Source organism: Pseudomonas sp. CFBP13509, from assembly GCF_005233485.1.
Lineage (GTDB): Bacteria > Pseudomonadota > Gammaproteobacteria > Pseudomonadales > Pseudomonadaceae > Aquipseudomonas > Aquipseudomonas marginalis.
In genome coordinates this window covers 565,499-585,662 of sequence record NZ_QGAA01000001.1, presented here as the reverse complement: position 1 = coordinate 585,662, position 20,164 = coordinate 565,499, and the positions used below count along the sequence as shown (strand labels likewise).

Here is a 20,164-nt window from a genome sequence, read left to right as displayed (position 1 = left end):
TTGGCGACACAAGAAGTGATTCGGGAGCTCGACGATGTTTGCTCTCATGCACAGCACCCGCCTTGAATCGCTGCACCTGAGCATCGACCCGGTGACGGGGTTGAAGGCGGTCATAGCCATCCACAACAGCCGCCTGGGCCCAGCCTTGGGTGGTTGTCGCTACCTTGCCTACCCCGACGATGAAAGCGCCGTGGCGGACGCCGCGCGCCTGGCCCAAGGCATGAGCTACAAGGCCGCCCTGGCCGGGTTGCCGGTGGGTGGCGGTACGGCGGTGATCCTGCGCCCCGCCCATGTGGAAAACCGTGCGGCGCTGTTTGAAGCCTTCGGTCGTTGCATCGAGCAACTCGACGGTCGCTACATCACCGCCACCGACAGCGGCACCTCGGTCGCCGACATGGACTGCATCGCCCAGCACACTCGCTTCGTTACCAGCACCACCGCCGCCGGCGACCCTTCGCCCCATGCCGCCATGGGCGTGTTCGCCGGTATCCGCACCACCGCCATGGCCCGCCTGGGCAGCGACAACCTCGAAGGCTTGCGCGTGGCCATCCAGGGCCTGGGCAACGTGGGCTTCGCCCTGGCCGAACAACTGCACGCCGCCGGCGCCGAGCTGCTGGTCAGCGACATCGACCACGGCAAGGTGCAGCTGGCCATGGAACAGCTCGGCGCGCATCCCATCGCCAACGACGCCTTGCTCAGCACCCCGTGCGACATCCTCGCACCCTGCGGCCTGGGCGCCGTGTTCAACCGCCAGAGCGTCGGCCAGCTCCGCTGCGCCGCCGTCGCCGGTTCCGCCAGTGCACAACTGACCAACCTGCAAGTGGCCGACCAACTCGAAGGCCGCGGCATCCTCTACGCCCCGGACTATGTGATCAATTCCGGCGGCCTGATCTACGTCGCGCTCAAGCACAGCGGCGCCGAGCTGCCTACCATCACCGCGCACCTGTCCAATATCGGCACGCGCCTGACGGAAATATTCGCCCACGCCCAGGCCGAAAAACGCTCACCCGCACGGGTCGCGGACGAACTGGCCGAGCGATTGCTCTACAAATAGACCACGCATTAAAAAGGCCCTGAATCCATGATTCAGGGTCTGTTCAATTCGGGCTTTATTCCGCCGGCGCGTTCAGCAACTCGGACAACGCGTCCGGTTGGCTCTTGAAGGCCTTGGCAAATACATCGCGATTCTTCGCCATGTAGATCCCGGCTTCCTCCACCTGCTGCTCGCTCAGTGACGGCACGGCTTTTTGCAACACTTCTGCGAGCAACTCAGCGAGTTCAAGCATCTTGTCATGACGGTCAGCTTCGGCTTTATCCATGAACAAACGCTCCAGATCTCGGCTGCTGCGGTATACCACTTCGACGGCCATTCACCACCTCACATGCCTTCACGATAGTTGTCTTTTGCGATTACTGTATTTATATACAGCTAAAAGGGTAAGCCAAACCGTGGGGTTTGGGTAGCAGTTTTTTAATGTAGCCGGGAAATAGGGGGTTACTACAACGGAAATTTCTGACAACACGCTGAGGTTGCCGGGTAATCCTACGCCGGCTTACCTTTTCCGGGTCCTGATTGTGCAGGGCCGAGCTTGGCGGCTTGAATTTAAGGGAACCTATCCAGTTAACCAGCGGAGTTGCACCATGGGGAAAAATCCTCCCCGTGATACCGATTATTTGAGTCCTGAGCCGCCTGTCACGCTTTTCAACGTAACGCCCAACGCAGACAAAGAAACTCTACTGGCCCATGCCAGCGAAACGTTAAACAGCGTCCGTGAAATGGCCAGTACGCTGGCATTTGATCTTGATGGGCCACAGCGAAGCCTGGTTTTGGCGATTCACCAGTTGGTGGAAATGAGCGGTCTGCTGGTCGACCGGGCACTGGAGCAAGTCGCACCTGCCTGAGGACTCACCAATACCTTTGCCTAGCGAGCCTGTTGTGGCGAGCGAGCTTGCTCGCGTTGGGCTGCGCAGCAGCCCCGAGTCAGGCGAAGGTGTTCTTCCAGATAAATCTCGGTGACAGGTTGGGGGGAGCTTCGCACCCCAACGCGAGCAAGCTCGCTCGCCACAGATATAGGCGTTCATACCTTTGAAAAGTGAATTTCCTGAAATTGCGCAAGGCATTGATTCCGAAGCGTCCTACGACCTTTGGTTTCGGACCAAAGTGCAAGAAGCTTTGGATGACCCTCGCCCTGGAGTCGCTCATGAACAAGTCATGAGCGAAATGAACGCACTGATCAAGGCCAAGCTTTTAACCCCTCCCCCCGAATAAGTGCCTCATATCAAGCGGCCACCATCTCACTTCCCGCCTCTGGCCTTTTTTCTGCATGCAGAACAACCGTCACGTCCAACCCGCATTATCCGGTCGAACCGACCTAAGGAAGCACCATCGTGAAATTTAATTGGGCCGAAAAGCTGCGCCAGAACGTCCATGGGCTGGCCGAGTCCCTGGGTAACCTGTTTGTCGAGTCGTTCCACTACCTGGCGTTGTTCGCCATCGGTGCGGTGACCGCCTGGGCAGCGGTGATGGAATTTCTGGGAATGCTGGAGAATGGACACATCAAGATCGATGACATCCTGTTGCTGTTCATCTACCTGGAATTGGGCGCGATGGTCGGGATTTATTTCAAGACCAACCACATGCCGGTGCGCTTCCTGATCTACGTGGCGATCACCGCGCTGACGCGCCTATTGATCTCTAACGTGTCTCACCACAACCCGCCCGACATCGGCATCATCTACCTGTGCGGTGGGATTCTGCTGTTGGCGTTTGCGATTCTGGTGGTGCGCTACGCGTCGTCGGCGTTCCCGTCGGTGAAGGTCGAAGGCCCGCGTCGCAAGGGCGAGGCGAACCTGGAGACCGAGAAGGGCGAGCTTTAAAGCCCGACGCTGAAGGGCAGGGGACGGGTCGGTGGCCGCTGCAGCAGTTTGTGGCTGTCGCCGTCCGTCATCACCGCCAGGATCTCCATGGCGCTGTGACCCTGCTCGATGGCGATGCCGAATTGAATGCTTTGCACCAGGCGTTTGAGCCGTTGCGGGTCGTTGCGTTGTTCGGCACTGATCATGCGTTTGGCGACTACGCCCGTCTCATCCGAGAGGGTGAGCATGATGCTGCCGTCGAGCCGTTGGATGCTCAGGTTGACGCGGTATTTTGGGGTGAAGGTGTCGGTGATGATCTGAAAAGGATTGTCCATGGTGCGTTACCGCCTGATAAGAACATGCAGTCATTGACGACCGGTGTCGTGATTAGTTCGCGTTGCCTGACCACCGGCCACTCCGTCGCTGAGGTTGTACAAATTCCGTTTACCTCATGAGCTGTACAGCAAAGGGCGTGCCGTACAGCGATCTGTCAAACAATGAGCTCCTTATGTGTGTGGGCTTGCTCCCGATAGCGGTGCATCAGCCAAGTATTCATTGACTGATGCACCGCTATCGGGAGCAAGCCCCCTCCCACATGGGTTCTATGTTGTTATTGAAATCGGTGATCCGTTTCAGGGCAACACGGAAAAAACGATCGCTGACAGCGCAATCAGCACTCCACCCAGCTGACCGCCAGGCCGCCCCGTGAAGTTTCTTTGTATTTGTCGTGCATGTCGGCGCCGGTATCGCGCATGGTGCGGATCACCCGGTCGAGGGAAATGAAATGCTTGCCGTCACCGCGCAGGGCCATTTGCGTGGCGTTGATGGCCTTGACCGCGGCGATGGCATTGCGCTCGATGCACGGCACCTGCACCAGACCGCCGACCGGGTCGCAGGTCAGGCCGAGGTTGTGTTCCAGGCCGATTTCGGCGGCGTTTTCCAGTTGCTCGGGGGTGGCGCCGAGGATGTCGGCCAAGCCGGCGGCGGCCATGGCGCAGGCTGAGCCGACTTCGCCCTGGCAACCGACTTCGGCACCGGAGATCGAGGCGTTTTTCTTACACAGAATGCCGACGGCTGCGGCGGCCAGGAAGAAATTGACCACATCGTCGTCAGACGCGTCGGCATTGAATTTCATGTAGTAATGCAGCACCGCCGGGATGATCCCCGCTGCGCCATTGGTCGGCGCCGTGACCATGCGCCCGCCCGCGGCATTTTCTTCGTTGACGGCGAGGGCGAACAGGTTGACCCATTCCATGGCCGACAAGGTCGAGGTGATCACATTGGGTTTGCCGATTTCCAACAGGCTGCGGTGCAATTTCGCTGCACGCCGTGGCACGTGCAGGCCACCGGGCAGGATGCCTTCGCGGCGCAGGCCTTGTTCCACGCATTCGCGCATCACCGACCAGATATGCAGCAGGCCGCTGCGGATCTGTTCATCGCTGCGCCAGGCGCGTTCGTTGGCCATCATCAATTCGGAAACCCGCAGGCCGTGTTTGTTGCACAGGGCCAGCAGCTCGACGGCGCTGGAGAAGTCGTAGGGCAATTGCACATCGTTGGCCGGCGCGATGCCCGAAGCCGCTTCAGCGGCTTCGATGATGAAACCGCCACCCACCGAATAATAGGTCTGCTCGCTGAGCAGGCCGTTGTCGCCGTAGGCGTGCAGGGACATGGCGTTGGGGTGGTAGGGCAGACTTTCGTCCAGCAGCAGGAGGTCTCTTTGCCAGTTGAAAGCAATTTCCTGTTGACCGGCCAGCAACAACCGTCCGGACTCGCGCAGCTGTTGGATTCGCGTGTTGATCGAAGTGGGATCGACCTGATCCGGCCATTCGCCCATCAGGCCCATGACGCAGGCGTGGTCGGTGGCGTGGCCGACACCGGTGGCGGACAGCGAACCATACAGGCGCACTTCGACCCGGCGCGTTTCATTCAGCAAGTGCTGGTCGTTCAAGGCCTGGGCGAAGGTCGCCGCCGCGCGCATGGGGCCGACGGTATGGGAGCTGGAAGGGCCGATGCCCACCTTGAATAGATCGAAAACACTGATAGCCATGCTAAAGCCTTACAAGAAATGGAGTAGGAATCGCTGCCATGTTTTGTAGGACGAGCGCAATTGGCGCGATACTGAGCCTCTAGATCGGCACTGACCAACGAATTATCCTAAGACACCCTTTAGCAGGACTAAACTATATGGCTCGCCCTCTCCATGGCCAGACTTATGTCTGGTTGCACGTGTTTTCCTGCGCTGCCCGGCATCTGTCGTTCACCCGCTGCGCCGAAGAACTGCACATCACGCCGGGGGCGGTGAGCCAGCAAATCCGCCAGTTGGAGGAGCGCCTGGGGTTTCGGCTGTTTCATCGACGGGCACGGGGGGTGGAGCTGAGTGCCGAGGGCCAGCGCCTGGCGGCAACGGTGGGGGAGGCCTACGGCAGCATCGACGCCGAGTTGCAGCGGCTGGATGCGGGGATGATCAGCGGCACGCTTCGCCTGCGCTCGATTCCATCATTTCTCGGCAAATGGCTGACCCCACGCTTACCGCGCTTGCAGCAGCGCTTCCCGGATATCCAACTGCGTATGGTTGCCGAGGACAGCAGCATCGCCCTGCACGAGGGCGACTTTGACCTGGCCATTGACCTCAACGACGGCAGCTACCCCGGCCTGTTATCCACAGCCCTGCTGGATGAGCAGATTTTCCCGGTCTGCGCCCCCAGCCTGTTGCGGGGTCGACCGCCCTTGCACGGGCCGGCCGATCTCGTGCATTTCCCGCTGCTGCATGACATTACCGCTTGGCGTGGGAGTTATGAGTATGCGGAGTGGGAGTTCTACCTGAATGCCATCGGCTATCACGTCGCCGATGTACGCCGTGGCCACACCTTCAACCGCAACCACCTGACCATCGAAGCCGCCATCGCCGGCATGGGCGTGGCGATTGCGCGACGCACCTTGCTCAACGATGAGCTGGAACGCGGTACCTTGATTGTGCCGTTCGGCCTCGCGGTGCCCAACTATAAACGTTATGTGTTGCTATATGCGCCGGGCGCCCTGAGCCATCCGGGCGTACGCGCGGTGCATGACTGGCTGGTGGAGGAAGCAGGGATTTTTCGCGCCTTGCACCCGCTGGGGGAGGGGCAATTGTGAGGATTGCGGGGCGTAAGAAGATGTAACTAACTCCCCACCCTAACAGCGTTTCTGCTCGTCGTCAGGGTTAATTTGTAATGTGGGATTTATCTTTGCAAAGGGGTTGAAATGTTTCTCTAGCTGCTCAATTGTGTAATCAAGAGGTCATGGTTTCACCACCCCGGTGTTGCAGTTTGTGACCTCTCGCGAGCTAGCTGAAATAAGGGAAGAACTATGCAAATCCAAGTCAATAGCGATAACCATATTGAAAGCAGCATCCGACTGGAGGAGTGGGTACGTACTACCATTGAGAGCACGCTCGAACGTTATGAAGAAGACCTGACCCGAGTGGAGGTCTACCTGCGGGATGAGAACGGCGATAAGCCCGGTCCCCACGATTTAAGTTGCCGACTGGAAGCGCGGCCAAAAGGCCATCAACCGCTGTCGGTGTCCGCCAAGGGCGATACCCTGGAACAAGCGATTGACAGCGCGGCCACCAAGCTGGATCACGCATTGGAACATCTGTTTGGTCGACTGCAAGGCAAGCCCCGCGCTGCCGCGAAAAACCAGCCCATCAACAAAGTGAACGAAGACGCGCTGGAACAGGAATTCCTGGAAAACGAAAACGCGGTCATCAACGGCTGACGTTCTTTTCACCCCCTGCAAACGGGCCTGCATCTGCAGGCCCGTTTTCGTTCAGGCGCCGCGTCGGAAAAAATACCGGCTCAGCATCGCCAGCCCGCCAGCACCCAACCCGGCAAACAGCATCGCCCAACCGGCGCCGTGGCGCAGTGCCGCCTGGGTGTCGTTGACTGTCAGCCCCATCGATTCGAGTTTTCCTGCGGCAATGTTTTGACTGATAACCGGCCAATCCATTGCCGTGGTGGCGGGCAGCATCTCGGCCAGGTGATGGCTGATCCCCAGCAACAGCACCAACCCCATCAGGGCAATGTTGAGCGCCAGGGTGATCAGCCGCGCACTGAGGTCGATGCCGGAGGCCATGCCCGCGCGGTCGGCCGATACCGAGCCGGTGGTGGTATTGGTGGTGGGCGAGTTGGTCAGCGCCAGGCCTGCGCCGGCGATCACGCAACTGAGCAGCACCAGCCCGATACGTGGGTGCTCGGCGCCGTTGACGGCGGCCATGGCCAGAAAGCCCGCGCCCATCAGGCCCAGGCCGAGGGGGATGATGCGTTCGGCGCCATAGCGCAGGGCCAGGCGCTCGGCCAGTGGCGGTACCAGCAAGGTCGGCAGGGTATAGGCGAGCAGAGCGGCGCCGGTGGTCAAGGTGTCGTAACCCAGGCCTGCCTGAAAGTACAACGGCAGGTAGATCATGAACGGCCAGAAGCTGAAGTTCATGCCGATCGAACCCATCAACGCGCCGTTGAACCGCTGGATGCGGAACACCGAGAAGTCGAACATCGGGTGCGCACTGCGAAGCTCGACCGTGATGAACAGCAGCAGGCCGAGCCCCGACAACGCCGCCCAACCGAGCATGGCCGGTGTGCCGAAACCGTGTTCGCTGCCTTGGGTGATGAAGTACACCAGGGCAAACACCGACAGGGTCAGGGTGAGCATGCCGGCGATGTCCAGGCGATGGGCGGCCGGGTCGCGGGATTCCTGCACGCTGATGCGCAGCAGCACCAGGGTGAACAGGGTGAGCGGCACATGTACGAGGAACACCCAACGCCAATCTGCCACCGCCAGGATCAATGCGCCGATCATCGGCCCGAAGCCCAGGCCCACGCCGGCAATCACGCCCCATATCGCAAACGCCCGTGCCCGTGCTGCCGGTTCGCGGAACAGGTGCGAGAGGATGGCGAATTGGCAAATCATCATCGCCCCGGCACCGATGCCCTGGATAAACCGCGCCGTGATCAGCAGCGAGGCATCCTCGGCCAGCCCGCAGGCCAGTGAAGCCAGGCCAAACACCCACAGGCACAGCACCAGCATGCGGCGACGGCCAAAGCGGTCGGCCAATGTGCCCGCTGCCATCAGCACGCTGGTGCAGGCCAGGGTGTAGGCGTTCATGATCCACTGGGCGTCCTGGAAGCCCGTGCCCAACTCCCGCTCGAGCGTCGGCAGGATCACCGGCACGCTGGAAATCTCCAGGCCGAACATCAGGGCGACAAGGCACACGGCCGTGAGGGCCAGCCCATTCCTGGCGGTACGCGGGGGGCTGGCGGTAGTTAACGTGGCGGCGGGTGGCATGGGATTCTCCTGTGGATGAAGTGTCGTGTTATTTTCAGGGGAATCTGTTTCGTTATTCGTGATAAGTTTTCCGCTCATAGGGGAATTCAGGGCGACAATAGAGCCATGACGACACCGCGTTTTGATGGCGTTGAGCTGTTTCTGCACATCGTCGAAAGCGGCAACCTGACCGGGGCAGCCGAACGGCTGAACCTCACCCGCTCTGCGGTCGGCAAGGGCCTGGCGCGATTGGAAGCGCGCCTGGGCACATGCCTGTTGCAGCGCTCCACCCGCCGCCAGCGTCTGACCGAGGACGGCCAGGCGTACTACGAGCATTGCCTGCGCGCGTTGGCGGAGCTCGAGGCGGCCGAATCGGTGCTGGAAAGCGGCCGGCAACACCCACGCGGCCGCTTGCGGGCGAGTTTGCCACTGGCCTTCGGGCATCACTACGCGGCCCCGGCATTGTGGGGGTTGATGGCGCGCTATCCGGAACTGGAGATCGAGATCAGCTTCGCCGATCGGCTGGTGGACCTGGCACAGGAAGGCTTCGACGTCGCTGTGCGGATCGGCCCGCTGCCCGACACCGACCGCCTCAGTGCACGTCGCCTGGGCGAACAGGCCGTTGGGCTGGCGGCGTCACCGGCGTACTTGCAGCGCGTCGGGCCGATTGAATGCATCGAAGACCTTGCCGGCCATCGCGGCATTGCCTATCGCAGCACGACCTCGCAGCGCAATCCCGTGGCCTCGCCGTTGATGATGGACGACCTCCAGGCGGTGGCCGATGCCGCCATCGCGGGCGTCGGCCTGGCCTGGTTGCCGAGTTGGTTGATTGCGCACTATGTGCTGCGGGGGCAGTTGGTCGCGGTGTTGCCCGGCTATCGCGAGCAACCTGCGCCGATCCATGTGATCTGGCCGACAGCCGTGCATATGCCGGCCAAGACGCGTTGTGCAATCGACGCTCTGGTCGCCGCCACCCCCAGTTGCCTGGCGGGCAGTTAGAACGCGATGGAGGTCTGCACGTACAGCGTACGCGGCTCACCCACGTATTTGCCCTTGTTGTTGTCGTCGAACGAGCGGGTGAAGTACTGCGTGTTGAAGATGTTCTTCACGCCGACCGCCACATTCAGATCCGAAAGTTGCGGGCCGAAGTCATAGGCTGCGCGGCTGCTGAACAGCATGTAGCCGGGGATTCGACCGTTGGCGCCGTCAGCACTTTCTGCCTGAGTGTTGGCGTTGTCGGCGAACTGGCTGCTCTGATAGCTGCTGTCCACATTGAGTTTCCAGCGCCCTTCGGTGTAACCCACGCCAAGGGTGCCCTTGTGCTTGGACGAGAAGGGCACGCGGTTGCCTTTGTTCGGGCCGTCTTCGCGGATGGTGGCGTCGACGTAGGCGTAGGTAGCGTACACATCGAAACCGGCCAGCGCCGGGCTCAAGCCATCGAGGGCGTAGTTGACGCTGGTTTCAATACCCTGGTGGCGCGTTTCGCCGCGGGCGATCACCGAATCGTTGGTCTGGTTGCTTTCATACTGGTTGTCGAAGTTGATCAGGAACGCGCCGATCTCTGCGCGCAAGGTGCCGTCGTCATAGCGGGTACCCAGTTCCCAGGTGCGGGCTTTTTCCGGTTTCACTTCACCGCTGGTCACACGGTTGGGCATCTGGCTGTACTGCACGCTGCCGAATGAACCTTCGGTGTTGGCGTACAGGTTCCAGTCGTCAGTCAGGTGATAGAGCACGTTCAACGCCGGCAGCGCGGTGTTGTAGTCGCCTTTGTATTTGACGTTGGTCAGGTTGTTGCTCTGCTGGGACTCGATCATCTCGTAGCGGATGCCCGGGGTGATGGTCCACTTGCCGATATCAATCCGGTCATCGACGAAGAACGCATTGGCTTCGGTGCCGCCGCGGGTGTCGCGGTCGTTGCGGCTGTCGGTGCTGGGGATTTGCTGGTTGTTGGCGGAAATCGGCGTGCGGTAGCGCAACTCGTGGCCGGCTTCGTTGATGTAGCGGTAGCCGACGCCCACTTCATGGCTGGTCGGGCCGAGGTCAAAGCCTTGGGCGAAACGGGTTTCCAAGCCGCGCACCCAATACTCACGCGGGGACAGCGACAGGAAGGTGCCCTGGTCCAGGTAGCCGCTGCGCAGGGTTTTGGTGAAGAAGCTGTTGACGGTGAATTCGCGGCGGTCCTGCTCGTAGCGATAGCCGACGTTGAACATCGTACGGCGGCCCCAGAATTTGTCGTAGGGGCGGGTGGACTGATATGGATCGGCCTTGTAGTCCGCGACGTTCAAGCCCCCAGGCATATCGGCCTGGCCTTCATAGTACTGCGCCATGGCGTTGAAGCTGTTGGCGTCGTCGAGCTGGTATTTGCCTTTGAGGATCAGGTCGTCGATGCGCGTGTTGCTGTTTTCGCGCCAGTCGCCGCCACGGGTGCCGGAATACAAAATCGCGCCGCCCAGGCCATTCTCGGCAGTGCCGCCGGCCAGCAGGTTGCCGGTGGTCTTGAAGCCGTCATGGCTGGAAGACGGGCTGGTCTCGGTCTGCAAGCCACCTTTGACGGTGGGTGCATCCGGGATCGCGCGGGTCACGAAGTTGACCACGCCGCCGACGTTCTGCGGGCCGTAGCGCACCGCGCCGCCGCCACGCACCACGTCCACGGCGTCCATGTTGCCCATGCTGATCGGCGCGAAGGACAGCTGCGGCTGGCCGTACGGCGCGAAGGGCACAGGGATGCCGTCCATCAGCACCGTTGAGCGCGAGGCCAGGCGCGGGTTGAGACCGCGAATGCCGAAGTTCAGCGCCATATCGTGGCTGCCGGTGCCGTTATTGTCCGGAGCGTTGACGCCGGGGATGCGGTTGAGCACGTCCTTGGCCTGGGTGGCGCCCTGGCGTTCGAACTCTTCGCGGCGGATCACGTCACGGGCGCCGGGGTGTTCGAAGACATTGGTTTGCGCCGCATCGCCGAGCCAGTCGCCGACCACGCTGGAGGTCGCCAACTCGACAGCCGCCGGCGCCGTTGCCGGTTGCAGGCTGTAGGCGTTGTCGCCTTCGGCGCGGGCTTGCAGGCCGGTACCTTCCAGCAGCTTCTGCAGGCCTTCGGCGGCGCTGTAGCTGCCGGACAAACCACGGCTTTGCATGCCCGCCGTGACTTCGGAACCGAAGGAAATCAACACGCCGGCTTCACGGCCAAACTGGTTCAGGGCTGCTTCCAGCGAGCTTGGGGCGATGTGATACGGCTTGGTATCGGCCGCCATCACGCAAGGCAGTACGGTCAGGCTGAGGCTGGCGCCCAGCAGCAGTTGGCGCAAGGTGCGGGCGAGAAGGGTGGGTTGCTGGGGCATGGAGGGCGGTCCTGAGAAGGAAGGATCAAGGTGGCTTTCCTTCTCTGTCACGCGAGGTGCGGAAAACGGCTCACGGTGGCTGAAAATAATTTATGCACGTGCCTGGACGCTCACCCAATAGCGGGTAAAACGCCGCACCTTGACCGGCAGGCTGACCTCCAGCAGGTCGAGGATGCGTTCGCTGTCGTCCAGCGGGTAGCTGCCGGACAGCAGCAGGTTGGCGACTTGCGCATCGCAATTGAGCTGGCCACGGCGGTAGCGACCCAGTTCGGCGAGAAAGTCCTCCAGGCGCATATGCGCGGCCACCAGCATGCCGTCGGCCCAGGCGCCGCTGTTGGCGTCGGTAGGGCGCGGAGTGTCCCAGCCTTTACGGGTGAAATTGACCTGGCGCGCGGCTTCGACCGTCAGGGGCAGGCCGCTGTAGGTGTTGGGCATCACCTCGACGCGGCCGTCCAAGACCGCCAGTTGGGTGTGGTCGTTGAACTGGCGCACATTCAGGCGCGCCGCCTGGCTGCTGAGCAGGCCCTGGCCGGTCAACACCTGCAGCGGCGTGCTGCCGGCATTGCCGGTGAGCAGGATCTCGCCTTCGAGCAGGCGGATCAGCCGTTGCCGGCCGTCGAAGTGCACATCCACGGCGCTGCCGGTATTGAGTTGCAACTGGCTGCCGTCGGCCAATTGCACCTTACGCCGCTGGCCGACGGGGCTGCGATAGTCGGCGCTCAACGGCGGCAGGATATGCTGCTGGCGCAGGCTCCAGGCGGCGGCCGAACCGGCGCCGAGGATCAGCAACAACTTCAGCGCCTGGCGCCGGCTGCTGGACTTAGGTGCGTTCAACGCCGCATGGACCAGGGGCGAGGGCATGCCGCGCAGGCGCTGGTTGACGCGCTGGATATGGTCCCAGGCGCGCTGATGTTCGCTATGGGCATTCAGCCATTGTTGCCAGGCCGCCTGCTGGCGTGGGTTGAGCGCGCCTTGCTGCATTTCCATCAGCCAGTGCACGGCCTGTTCGGCAACCTGGGTCGAGACATTCATAGGGCGAAATAGCAGCGCATGGCGGCTTTATTCAGGTGGCGTTTGACGGTGGCGATGGAGATGCCCAGTTCGGCGCCGATCTGCGCATACGTCAGGCCGTCGAGCTGGGCCAGCAGGAACGTGCGTTTGACCTGGGTGGGCAAGCCATCGAGCAACTGGTCCAGCTCCAGCAGGGTTTGCAGGATGATCGCGCGCTCTTCTTCTGATGGCGCTACCTGCTCAGGCATCTGCGCCAAGGCGTCGAGGTAGGCGCGCTCCAGGTCCTGGCGGCGGTAGAAGTTGAACAACACACGCTTGGCGACCGTGGTGAGGAACGCGCGGGGCTCGACCAGCGTCGGCGCCTCCCGTGCGGTCAGGACCCGGATGAAGGTGTCCTGTGCCAGGTCTGCAGCACTTTCCGGGCAGCCGAGCTTGCCTCGCAACCAGCCGGTGAGCCAGTGGTGATGGTCGTTGTAGAGCACTTCGACAGGGTTGGACGGCTGCAACGCAAACACTCCACAAGCATGGGCATGCTTTAGAGAACAAGAATTGTTCGCATTGTAGGGCGCCGCCAACCGTTCGGCAATGCGTGAAGGCAGGTGTTTCATCCGTTCTGTTTTGCTTATGAGAATATTTATCATTAATATTGCGCGCTGATGAACCTGGCGCCTCCCGCATGAAAAGCAAAACCTCACTGCCTGCTTCCTATCGTCTCGCTGTCACATCGCGGGTGCTCGCCGCTGTGGTTGGCGGTTACCTGATGGCGTCCCTGGCCAGTATCTGCCTGGCACTGTGGATGCCTGTCTCCCGCGCCGATGCGGTGATCACCGGGATGATGAGTTCGTTCGTGTTCTACCTGTTGGCAGTGCTGTGGTGCTTCGCCTGCCGTACGGCATGGCGCGCGTGGTGCGGCGTGATGCTGCCGAGCGCGGCGTTCGCCACCTTGGCAGGCCTGGGCTTGTGGATGGCACGCACATGAAAGAGGGCTTTCGTCAGGCCATGGCCTGGTTGCATACCTGGGCCGGGCTGATCTTTGGCTGGCTGCTGTTTGCGATTTTCCTGACGGGCACCCTGGCCTATTTCAAGGATGAGATCAGTCACTGGATGCAGCCCGAAGTGCAGGCCCATCCCCTGGATGATGCGCGCAGCCTGAGTGTCGCCCAAGACTACCTGCAGAAGGTCGCACCCACGGCCGCACGCTGGTTCATCACCTTGCCGGATAGCCGCGACCCTGGCCTGTCAGTGATGTGGCAAGACAAAGTCGACCCCGGCAAACGCGGCAATTTCATTCAGAAAACCCTCGACCCCGTGAGCGGGCAGGCCGTAGAGGCCCGGGAAAGCATGGGCGGGGATTTCTTCTACCGCTTCCACTTCCAGCTGCAAATGCCTTACCCGTGGGGCCGCTGGCTGTCGACCATTGCAGCGATGGTGATGTTCGTGGCGTTGATCACGGGCATCATCACCCACAAGAAAATCTTCAAGGACTTCTTCACCTTCCGCCCCCGCAAAGGCCAGCGTTCCTGGCTCGACGGGCATAACGCGGTGGGTGTGCTGGTGCTGCCGTTTCACCTGATGATCACCTACAGCAGCCTGGTGATTTTCATGAGCATGGTGATGCCGGCGCCGATCGTGGCCTCCTATGGCAACGACACCCGGGCCTTCTTCAATGACGTGTTCCCCGCCACCAACAACGCGCCGGCGCTGGGCCAGCCAGGCCAATTGCTGTCATTGCTGCCGATGTACGAGCAGGCGAGGGCGCAGTGGGCGGGTGGGCATGTCGGGCGGCTGGCGGTGAACAACCCGAGTGATGTAAACGCTTCGGTGAACCTGTTCCGTGCCAGCTCCGACCGCGTGGTGCATGACTTCGGCAGTACCGTGTCGTTCAACGGCAACACGGGTGAGTTGTTGCGGGTCAGTGCTGAACAATCGCTGCCGGCGGCGATCGGCGGCAGCTTCTATGGCCTGCACATGGGCCATTTCGCCGGTCCGGTGCTGCGCTGGTTGTACTTTATCTGCGGCCTGGCGGGCACGGCGATGATCGGCACGGGACTGGTGATCTGGCTCGGCAAGCGGCAACTCAAACATGCAAAAAACGGCGTGATGCCGTTTGAACTGCGGCTGGTGGAAGTGCTGAACATCGCCAGCATGTCCGGGCTGTTGATCGCCATTGCAGCCTTCTTCTGGGCCAACCGTTTATTGCCGGTGGGCTTTGCCGAGCGCTCCGATTGGGAAGTGCAGGCCTTCTTTATCGCCTGGGGCCTGAGCCTGTTGCACGCGATCCTGCGCCGGGGCCGCCAGGGTTGGGTTGAGCAATTGAGCTTCGCAGCACTGCTGTTTGCCGCAATCCCGTTGCTTAATGCCCTGACCACGTCGCAGCACTTGGGCGCTTCACTGGCGACGGGCGACTGGGCCATGGCGGGCTTCGACCTGACCTGCCTGGCCAGCGGTGTGTTCCTCGCCTGGGCAGCCTGGAAGATGCAGCACCGCAAGGCCCCGCAGCCCAAGACCGAACGGGCGCGGCCGCTGCAGCTCAAGCAGGAGGCGAACTGAATGCTCCTCGCGCTGCTGATGTGTTACGCCGGGTTTACCGCCTTGTGCCTGTCCACCGACCGTCACCACGGCGAACTGCTGCACAGCAGGCCATCACCTCGGCGGCGTATTGCTTTGCGCGTCATCGGTTGGCTGCTGCTGACCGTCTCGATCTGGCCCGCCGTGGCTGTCGCCGGTTGGGGCCAGGGCCTGGTGGAGTGGTGCGCGGTGTTGATGCTCAGCGCCCTGTTGCTGGTGCTGTTGTTGCCGTATCGGCCAAGGCTGGCCTTGATCCTGGCAGGCGTCGGCCTGCTGGCCTGCCCTGTTGCCGCCTTCGCAACGTTCTGAGCCGCCGCCATGATGATCAGCACCCCACCCGATTCCCAGGACAGCCCCCAGGCTGACGCGGCGGGTGGGCGCGCGCATTTCCTGCAGGTGTTCTTGTCCCAGCGTTCGCAGATGGAAGCGTTGGTGAGCCGCCGTGTCGGGTGCCGCGCCACGGCGGCCGACCTGGTGCAGGACCTCTTCCTGCGGTTTTGGCGTCGGCCATTGGTGCAGGTCGAAGAACTCAGCACCTACCTGTTGCGCTGCGCCGGCAATATCGCCATCGACCACCTGCGCAGCGAAGGCGCGCGGGTGCGCAGCAGTGAAGGCTGGCTGCCGGAACAGCAGGATAACCAGGGCTCCGAACCCCAGGCGGCGCTCGAGGCGGGCAACGACCTGCGGCATGTCGAAGCCGCCCTGCGCAGCCTGCCGGAGCGCACCCGGCAGATCTTCCTGCTCAACCGCATTCACGGGCGCAAGTACGCGCAAATCGCCAAGGCCATGGGCCTGTCCCAAAGCGCCGTGGAAAAACATATGATGCGTGCCCTCGAAGCCTGCAAAGCCAGCCTTCGCGAACCATCGCCATCGCGCACGCCAGGGAAAGCACCGTGAATCCGACCCCCACACCTGACCAGGAACAAGCCGCACTGGCCTGGCTGAGCCTGTTGCACGACCAGCCCAGCAGTGGCGACCAGGCCACGTTCAGCCGCTGGCTAAGGGCAGATTCTGCGCACGTCGAAGCCTATGCCCAGGCCCAGGTGCTCTGGGAGTTGAGCGAAGTGCCGGCACGCCAACTGGCGGATGAAGACGCGCTGGCATTGCAGGGTTACCTCAATGCGATGAACACCCCGACGCGCTCGCGGGTGGTGCGCTGGTCCGGCGCATTAGCCATGGCGGCGTGCCTGGTGTTGATGGTGTCCATGGGCGCCGGTTGGCAGCCTTCGCGGTGGATCGATGACTTCGGCGCCGATTACGTGAGCGCACCGGGAGAAGTGAAGACCGTCACCCTGGCCGATCAATCCCGGGTCACGCTGGATGCGGACAGCGCCATTGCCGTGGACTTCAGCGACGGTGAGCGGCATATCCAATTGCGTCGCGGTGCAGGTTTTTTCAGCGTCACCCACACCGGCGAGTCCTTTGTGGTCGAGGCGGGCGGCGGCGAAGCGCGGGTGCTGGGGACGCAGTTCGAAGTGCGCCTGCAACCGGCGGGGGCCGAGGTGACGGTGTTGTCGGGACGGGTGGGCGTGACCGCGTCGAAACAGGGTCCGCAGCAAATTCTGACGGCGGGCCAGCAAGTGGCCTACGCCGATGGCAGCGCCGATCCCTTGCACGCGGTCGACAGCGAATCCCGCCTGGCCTGGCGGGATGGCTGGCTCAACTACTACAAGGCGCCGCTGGCGGAGGTGGTCAAGGACTTGGGGCGTTACTACCCTGGCCGCATCCTGCTGCTCAACGAAGAGATGGGTGCCAAGCGCGTCAGCGGCAGCTTCCCGAGCAAAGACCCGCAGGCGGTACTCAACGCCTTGCAAGCGGTATTGGGGTTCGAGCAGCACAGCCTGTTGGGGCGGGTAATCGTGGTGCGCTGATTATTTCAGCGCGGCCATGATCGCGTCAGGGTTGTAGTCGCGAATCAGCGTCCCGTTAACGTCCACAAACGGAATCCCGCCACCACCCAGCGCCTCATACGCCTTGCGCGCCTGGGCGTCCTTCTCGATATCGACGGCCTGGTACGGAATGCCCTTCTGGTCCAGGAAGCGGCGGATCTGCTTGCAGTAGCCGCACCACTCGGTGGCATACAGCACCACCCGCGCCGAGGCTCGCGTCTGCTCCGGGACCACCTGGGAGGGGTTGAACAGCCGCTCGATCTTGCCCCAGTTCTGGATAACCACCACCACCAGCAACACCAGCAGGACTTTCTTGAGGACCCCGCCGAGCATCAGTTGCGGCGCTTGAGCTGGTCGGTCAGTTGGGTCGGCAGGCCCTTGATGATCAAGGTGCCGGCGGCCTCGTCGTACTCGATCTTGTCGCCCAGCAAGTGTGCTTCAAAGCTGATGGACAAGCCCTCGGCGCGCCCGGTGAAGCGGCGGAACTGGTTGAGGGTGCGTTTATCCGCCGGGATTTCCGGCGACAGGCCGTAGTCCTTGTTGCGGATATGGTCGTAGAACGCCTTGGGCCGATCTTCATCGATCAAGCCCGACAGCTCTTCAAGGCCCATGGGCTCGCCGAGCTTGGCCTGGCTGCTGGCGTAATCGACCAGGGTCTTGGTTTTTTCGCGGGCGGATTCGTCCGGCAGGTCTTCGCTTTCGACGAAGTCGCTGAAGGCCTTGAGCAGGGTGCGCGTCTCGCCCGGGCCGTCGACGCCTTCCTGGCAGCCGATGAAGTCGCGGAAGTATTCCGAGACCTTCTTGCCGTTCTTGCCTTTGATAAACGAGATGTACTGCTTGGACTGCTTGTTGTTCTGCCACTCGGACACGTTGATACGCGCTGCCAGGTGCAACTGGCCCAGGTCCAGATGGCGCGACGGGGTGACGTCCAGCTCGTCGGTTACCGCCACGCCTTCGCTGTGGTGCAGCAGGGCGATGGCGAGGTAGTCGGTCATGCCTTGCTGGTAGTGGGCAAACAGCACGTGGCCGCCGGTGGAGAGGTTGGACTCTTCCATCAGTTTTTGCAGATGTTCGACGGCGGTGCGGCTGAACGTGGTGAAATCCTGGCCACCCTCGAAATATTCCTTCAACCAGCCGCTGAACGGGTGCGCGCCGGATTCGGCATGGAAGAAACCCCAGGCCTTGCCTTGTTTGGCGTTGTAGCTCTCGTTGAGATCGGCAAGCATGTTCTCGATGGCGGCCGACTCGGCAAGCTCGGAGTCGCGGGCGTGGAGAACTGCAGGTGTGCCGTCGGGTTTTTTGTCGATCAGGTGGACGATGCAATGACGGATCGGCATGGGCTTCTCGGCTGGTTGAAGGGGAGCGGTCGGCCTCCCCGAAAAGTCGCCCAGTGTACCGCACCCATTGGTCAAGACACGCGTCGAAGGGCATTTTGGGTGCTCTCGGACGAGGCATATGCCTTTTTTTCACGGTTTAGAGCGATAAAGCTGACCAAATGGGTAGGTAGAGGCGGATATTTCCCCGTCTCTGTGCTAGTTTTGCCCCGTCTTACGCCAAGTCTCGGCGATAAGCGTGCATTCAGCATCTGTCAGGTCGAACCAATCCCCGTTTCAAGCATCTATAACCCCGATCTCCGTGGTTATAGCCGGGGGTGCCAGGCCATGACGGTCGGGCTCGACGGCTGACACTGCACTCTGCAATCCATATGAATTTGATAGGGAAGGAACACCACAATGGCTATTACTAAAGACCAACTGATCGCTGACCTGGCTGAAGCAGTAGACGCACCGAAAACCACCGTGCGCGCTCTGCTGGACCAACTGAGCCAAGTTGTTGCTGACCAGCTGGAAAACGGCGGCGAAATCACTCTGCCAGGCGTTGGCAAACTGAAAGTGACCGAGCGTCCTGCCCGTACTGGCCGTAACCCTTCGACTGGCGCTGCCATCGAAATCGCTGCCAAGAAAGTTATCAAGCTGGTTGTGGCCAAAGGCCTGACCGACGCTGTTAACAAGTAAGACGCAGCAAAAAAAACCGTGCTCCGGAGCGATCCGGGCACGGTTTTTTGTTGCCTGGGATTTGTCTCTATCGCACCCAGCGCTGGCGCCAGATCTGCTGTTCGTTCTTGGTCTGGAAGGTCCAGGCCACGAAACGGCTCTGCTTCTGGCCCTGGGACATTTCCACCACCTGGCTTTCCAGCACGCCGGCTTTTTTCAGGGCGGTCTCGATCGCGGGCAAGTTTGACGCTTTTGACACCAGGGTGCTGAACCACAACACCTTGTGGGCAAAGTGCGCACTCTCGGCGATCAATTGCGTCACGAAGCGCGCTTCACCGCCTTCACACCACAACTCGGCCGATTGGCCTCCGAAGTTGAGCACCGGCAATTTGCGCTTGGGATCGGCCCGGCCCAGGGCGCGCCACTTGCGCTCGCTGCCCTTGGTGGCTTCGTCCATGGACGCATGGAACGGTGGGTTGCACATGGTCAGGTCAAAACGCTCACCCGGTTCCAGCAGGCCCAGCAGGATGTGCTTGGGGTTTTCCTGCTGGCGCAACTGGATGACCTTGCTCAGGTCGTTGGACTGCACGATGGCCTTGGCGGCGGCCACGGCGATAGGGTCGACCTCCGAGCCGAGGAAGTTCCAGCGGTACTCCATATAGCCAATCAGCGGGTAGACGCAGTTGGCGCCCATGCCGATGTCCAGCACCTTGACGATTGAACCGCGCGGGATCTTGCCCTCGTTGACACTGGCCAGCAGGTCGGCGAGGAAGTGCACGTAGTCGGCACGTCCCGGTACCGGCGGGCACAGGTAATCCGCCGGGATGTCCCAATGCTGGATGCCATAGAAGGCCTTGAGCAACGCCCGGTTGAACACCCGCACCGCGTCCGGGCTGGCGAAGTCGATGCTCTCTTTGCCATAGGGGTTGATGATCACGAATTGCGCCAGTTCCGGCGTGGTCTTGATCAACGCCTGGAAGTCGTAACGGCCTGTGTGGCGGTTGCGTGGGTGCAGGGTAGCCTCTTTGCGCGGCGCGACGGGTTTGGCCGTGGCTGCGGTCTTAGGCTTCTTGCGTGGAGGTTTGGGCGTAGTGGGGGCGGTCATGATGATTCTGGTGTTGGCTCAAAGTGGCGGCCATTGTCACACATTCCCGAGGATAACTCGGTCAAATGTGGGAGCAAGCCCCCTCCCACATTGACCGCAAGCACAAAA

Annotated in this window: 23 protein-coding genes; 13 read left to right on the top strand and 10 right to left on the bottom strand. The window is 61.7% G+C overall.

Annotated elements, in window-relative coordinates; genetic code table 11:
• Positions 1–34: 34 nt before the first annotated feature.
• Positions 35–1,054 (top strand): Leu/Phe/Val dehydrogenase, encoded by a 1,020-nt coding sequence (locus PspCFBP13509_RS02800; RefSeq protein ID WP_027604689.1) that lies wholly within the window; start codon positions 35–37, stop codon positions 1,052–1,054.
• A gap of 55 nt (positions 1,055–1,109) precedes the next feature.
• Here PspCFBP13509_RS02800 and PspCFBP13509_RS02795 read toward each other — a convergent pair whose 3' ends face one another.
• Positions 1,110–1,370, bottom strand: coding sequence for a YebG family protein (locus PspCFBP13509_RS02795; RefSeq protein ID WP_012722374.1), 261 nt, complete (start codon positions 1,368–1,370; stop codon positions 1,110–1,112).
• Positions 1,371–1,641: 271 nt separating this feature from the next.
• On the opposite strand from PspCFBP13509_RS02795, the gene PspCFBP13509_RS02790 reads away from it, so the two are divergent.
• The 3 genes from PspCFBP13509_RS02790 to PspCFBP13509_RS02780 all read left to right on the top strand — a co-directional run bounded on the left by PspCFBP13509_RS02790 (position 1,642) and on the right by PspCFBP13509_RS02780 (position 2,877).
• Complete coding sequence (locus PspCFBP13509_RS02790; protein WP_074843990.1) at positions 1,642–1,902, top strand: DUF6124 family protein; 261 nt, start codon at positions 1,642–1,644, stop codon at positions 1,900–1,902.
• Between the two features lie 184 nt (positions 1,903–2,086).
• A complete protein-coding gene (gene relB, locus PspCFBP13509_RS02785) occupies positions 2,087–2,269 on the top strand; it encodes a type II toxin-antitoxin system RelB family antitoxin (protein WP_137211525.1) in 183 nt (60 codons plus the stop codon).
• A 119-nt stretch (positions 2,270–2,388) separates the two neighbouring features.
• Positions 2,389–2,877: a phosphate-starvation-inducible protein PsiE gene (locus PspCFBP13509_RS02780; protein ID WP_137211524.1), complete on the top strand. Its 489-nt coding sequence runs from the start codon at positions 2,389–2,391 to the stop codon at positions 2,875–2,877.
• Here the strand turns inward: PspCFBP13509_RS02780 and PspCFBP13509_RS02775 are convergent.
• Complete coding sequence (locus PspCFBP13509_RS02775) at positions 2,874–3,191, bottom strand: DUF3509 domain-containing protein (protein ID WP_065924197.1); 318 nt, start codon at positions 3,189–3,191, stop codon at positions 2,874–2,876. The two genes, PspCFBP13509_RS02780 and PspCFBP13509_RS02775, sit on opposite strands and share 4 nt — an antisense overlap.
• 335 nt (positions 3,192–3,526) lie before the next feature.
• Positions 3,527–4,903, bottom strand: a complete 1,377-nt coding sequence (locus tag PspCFBP13509_RS02770) for an L-serine ammonia-lyase (RefSeq protein ID WP_137211523.1) — start codon at positions 4,901–4,903, stop codon at positions 3,527–3,529.
• 137 nt (positions 4,904–5,040) lie between these two features.
• On the opposite strand from PspCFBP13509_RS02770, the gene PspCFBP13509_RS02765 reads away from it, so the two are divergent.
• Both PspCFBP13509_RS02765 and PspCFBP13509_RS02760 read left to right on the top strand, forming a co-directional pair.
• Entirely contained in the window at positions 5,041–5,988 is a 948-nt protein-coding gene (locus tag PspCFBP13509_RS02765) for a LysR substrate-binding domain-containing protein (RefSeq protein WP_065924195.1), read from the top strand.
• 213 nt (positions 5,989–6,201) lie between these two features.
• The gene (locus tag PspCFBP13509_RS02760) at positions 6,202–6,612 is read left to right on the top strand and encodes an HPF/RaiA family ribosome-associated protein (RefSeq protein ID WP_027604683.1); all 411 of its coding nucleotides are present in this window, start codon (positions 6,202–6,204) and stop codon (positions 6,610–6,612) included.
• Positions 6,613–6,663: 51 nt separating this feature from the next.
• Here PspCFBP13509_RS02760 and PspCFBP13509_RS02755 read toward each other — a convergent pair whose 3' ends face one another.
• The gene (locus PspCFBP13509_RS02755; protein ID WP_137211522.1) at positions 6,664–8,175 is read right to left on the bottom strand and encodes an MFS transporter; all 1,512 of its coding nucleotides are present in this window, start codon (positions 8,173–8,175) and stop codon (positions 6,664–6,666) included.
• A gap of 105 nt (positions 8,176–8,280) precedes the next feature.
• Here PspCFBP13509_RS02755 and PspCFBP13509_RS02750 point away from each other — a divergent pair, with 105 nt between their 5' ends.
• Positions 8,281–9,153, top strand: coding sequence for a LysR family transcriptional regulator (locus tag PspCFBP13509_RS02750; protein ID WP_065924193.1), 873 nt, complete (start codon positions 8,281–8,283; stop codon positions 9,151–9,153).
• Here PspCFBP13509_RS02750 and fecA read toward each other — a convergent pair.
• From fecA to PspCFBP13509_RS02735, 3 genes are all read right to left on the bottom strand, one after another.
• Complete coding sequence (gene fecA / locus PspCFBP13509_RS02745) at positions 9,150–11,489, bottom strand: TonB-dependent Fe(3+) dicitrate receptor FecA (protein WP_065948905.1); 2,340 nt, start codon at positions 11,487–11,489, stop codon at positions 9,150–9,152. The genes PspCFBP13509_RS02750 and fecA overlap by 4 nt on opposite strands.
• A gap of 90 nt (positions 11,490–11,579) precedes the next feature.
• Positions 11,580–12,521: a FecR domain-containing protein gene (locus PspCFBP13509_RS02740; protein WP_137211521.1), complete on the bottom strand. Its 942-nt coding sequence runs from the start codon at positions 12,519–12,521 to the stop codon at positions 11,580–11,582.
• Positions 12,518–13,006, bottom strand: a complete 489-nt coding sequence (locus PspCFBP13509_RS02735; RefSeq protein WP_137211520.1) for a sigma-70 family RNA polymerase sigma factor — start codon at positions 13,004–13,006, stop codon at positions 12,518–12,520. Before PspCFBP13509_RS02735 ends, PspCFBP13509_RS02740 begins: the two co-directional genes overlap by 4 nt.
• A 170-nt stretch (positions 13,007–13,176) precedes the next feature.
• On the opposite strand from PspCFBP13509_RS02735, the gene PspCFBP13509_RS02730 reads away from it, so the two are divergent.
• From PspCFBP13509_RS02730 to PspCFBP13509_RS02710, 5 genes are read left to right on the top strand one after another with little or no spacing between them, the layout of a single operon-like run.
• Positions 13,177–13,479 (top strand): DUF3649 domain-containing protein, encoded by a 303-nt coding sequence (locus PspCFBP13509_RS02730; RefSeq protein ID WP_065924190.1) that lies wholly within the window; start codon positions 13,177–13,179, stop codon positions 13,477–13,479.
• On the top strand, positions 13,476–15,050 hold the full coding sequence (locus tag PspCFBP13509_RS02725; RefSeq protein ID WP_137211519.1) for a PepSY-associated TM helix domain-containing protein: 1,575 nt from the start codon (positions 13,476–13,478) through the stop codon (positions 15,048–15,050). Before PspCFBP13509_RS02730 ends, PspCFBP13509_RS02725 begins: the two co-directional genes overlap by 4 nt.
• Positions 15,051–15,377, top strand: coding sequence for a DUF3325 domain-containing protein (locus PspCFBP13509_RS02720; protein WP_065948902.1), 327 nt, complete (start codon positions 15,051–15,053; stop codon positions 15,375–15,377).
• A 9-nt stretch (positions 15,378–15,386) separates the two neighbouring features.
• Positions 15,387–15,965, top strand: coding sequence for an RNA polymerase sigma factor (locus PspCFBP13509_RS02715; protein ID WP_027604674.1), 579 nt, complete (start codon positions 15,387–15,389; stop codon positions 15,963–15,965).
• On the top strand, positions 15,962–16,939 hold the full coding sequence (locus tag PspCFBP13509_RS02710; protein WP_065924186.1) for a FecR family protein: 978 nt from the start codon (positions 15,962–15,964) through the stop codon (positions 16,937–16,939). Before PspCFBP13509_RS02715 ends, PspCFBP13509_RS02710 begins: the two co-directional genes overlap by 4 nt.
• Here the strand turns inward: PspCFBP13509_RS02710 and PspCFBP13509_RS02705 are convergent, their stop codons facing one another.
• Positions 16,940–17,290: a glutaredoxin family protein gene (locus tag PspCFBP13509_RS02705; protein WP_065924185.1), complete on the bottom strand. Its 351-nt coding sequence runs from the start codon at positions 17,288–17,290 to the stop codon at positions 16,940–16,942. It lies immediately after the preceding gene.
• Complete coding sequence (gene yejK / locus PspCFBP13509_RS02700) at positions 17,290–18,294, bottom strand: nucleoid-associated protein YejK (RefSeq protein WP_012722392.1); 1,005 nt, start codon at positions 18,292–18,294, stop codon at positions 17,290–17,292. The genes PspCFBP13509_RS02705 and yejK overlap by 1 nt, the downstream gene beginning before the upstream one ends.
• 396 nt (positions 18,295–18,690) lie before the next feature.
• Here yejK and PspCFBP13509_RS02695 point away from each other — a divergent pair, with 396 nt between their 5' ends.
• Positions 18,691–18,972, top strand: coding sequence for an HU family DNA-binding protein (locus PspCFBP13509_RS02695; RefSeq protein ID WP_003188840.1), 282 nt, complete (start codon positions 18,691–18,693; stop codon positions 18,970–18,972).
• Positions 18,973–19,039: 67 nt separating this feature from the next.
• Here the strand turns inward: PspCFBP13509_RS02695 and rlmF are convergent, their stop codons facing one another.
• Entirely contained in the window at positions 19,040–20,056 is a 1,017-nt protein-coding gene (rlmF, locus tag PspCFBP13509_RS02690) for a 23S rRNA (adenine(1618)-N(6))-methyltransferase RlmF (protein WP_027604671.1), read from the bottom strand.
• Between the last annotated feature and the right edge of the window lie 108 nt (positions 20,057–20,164).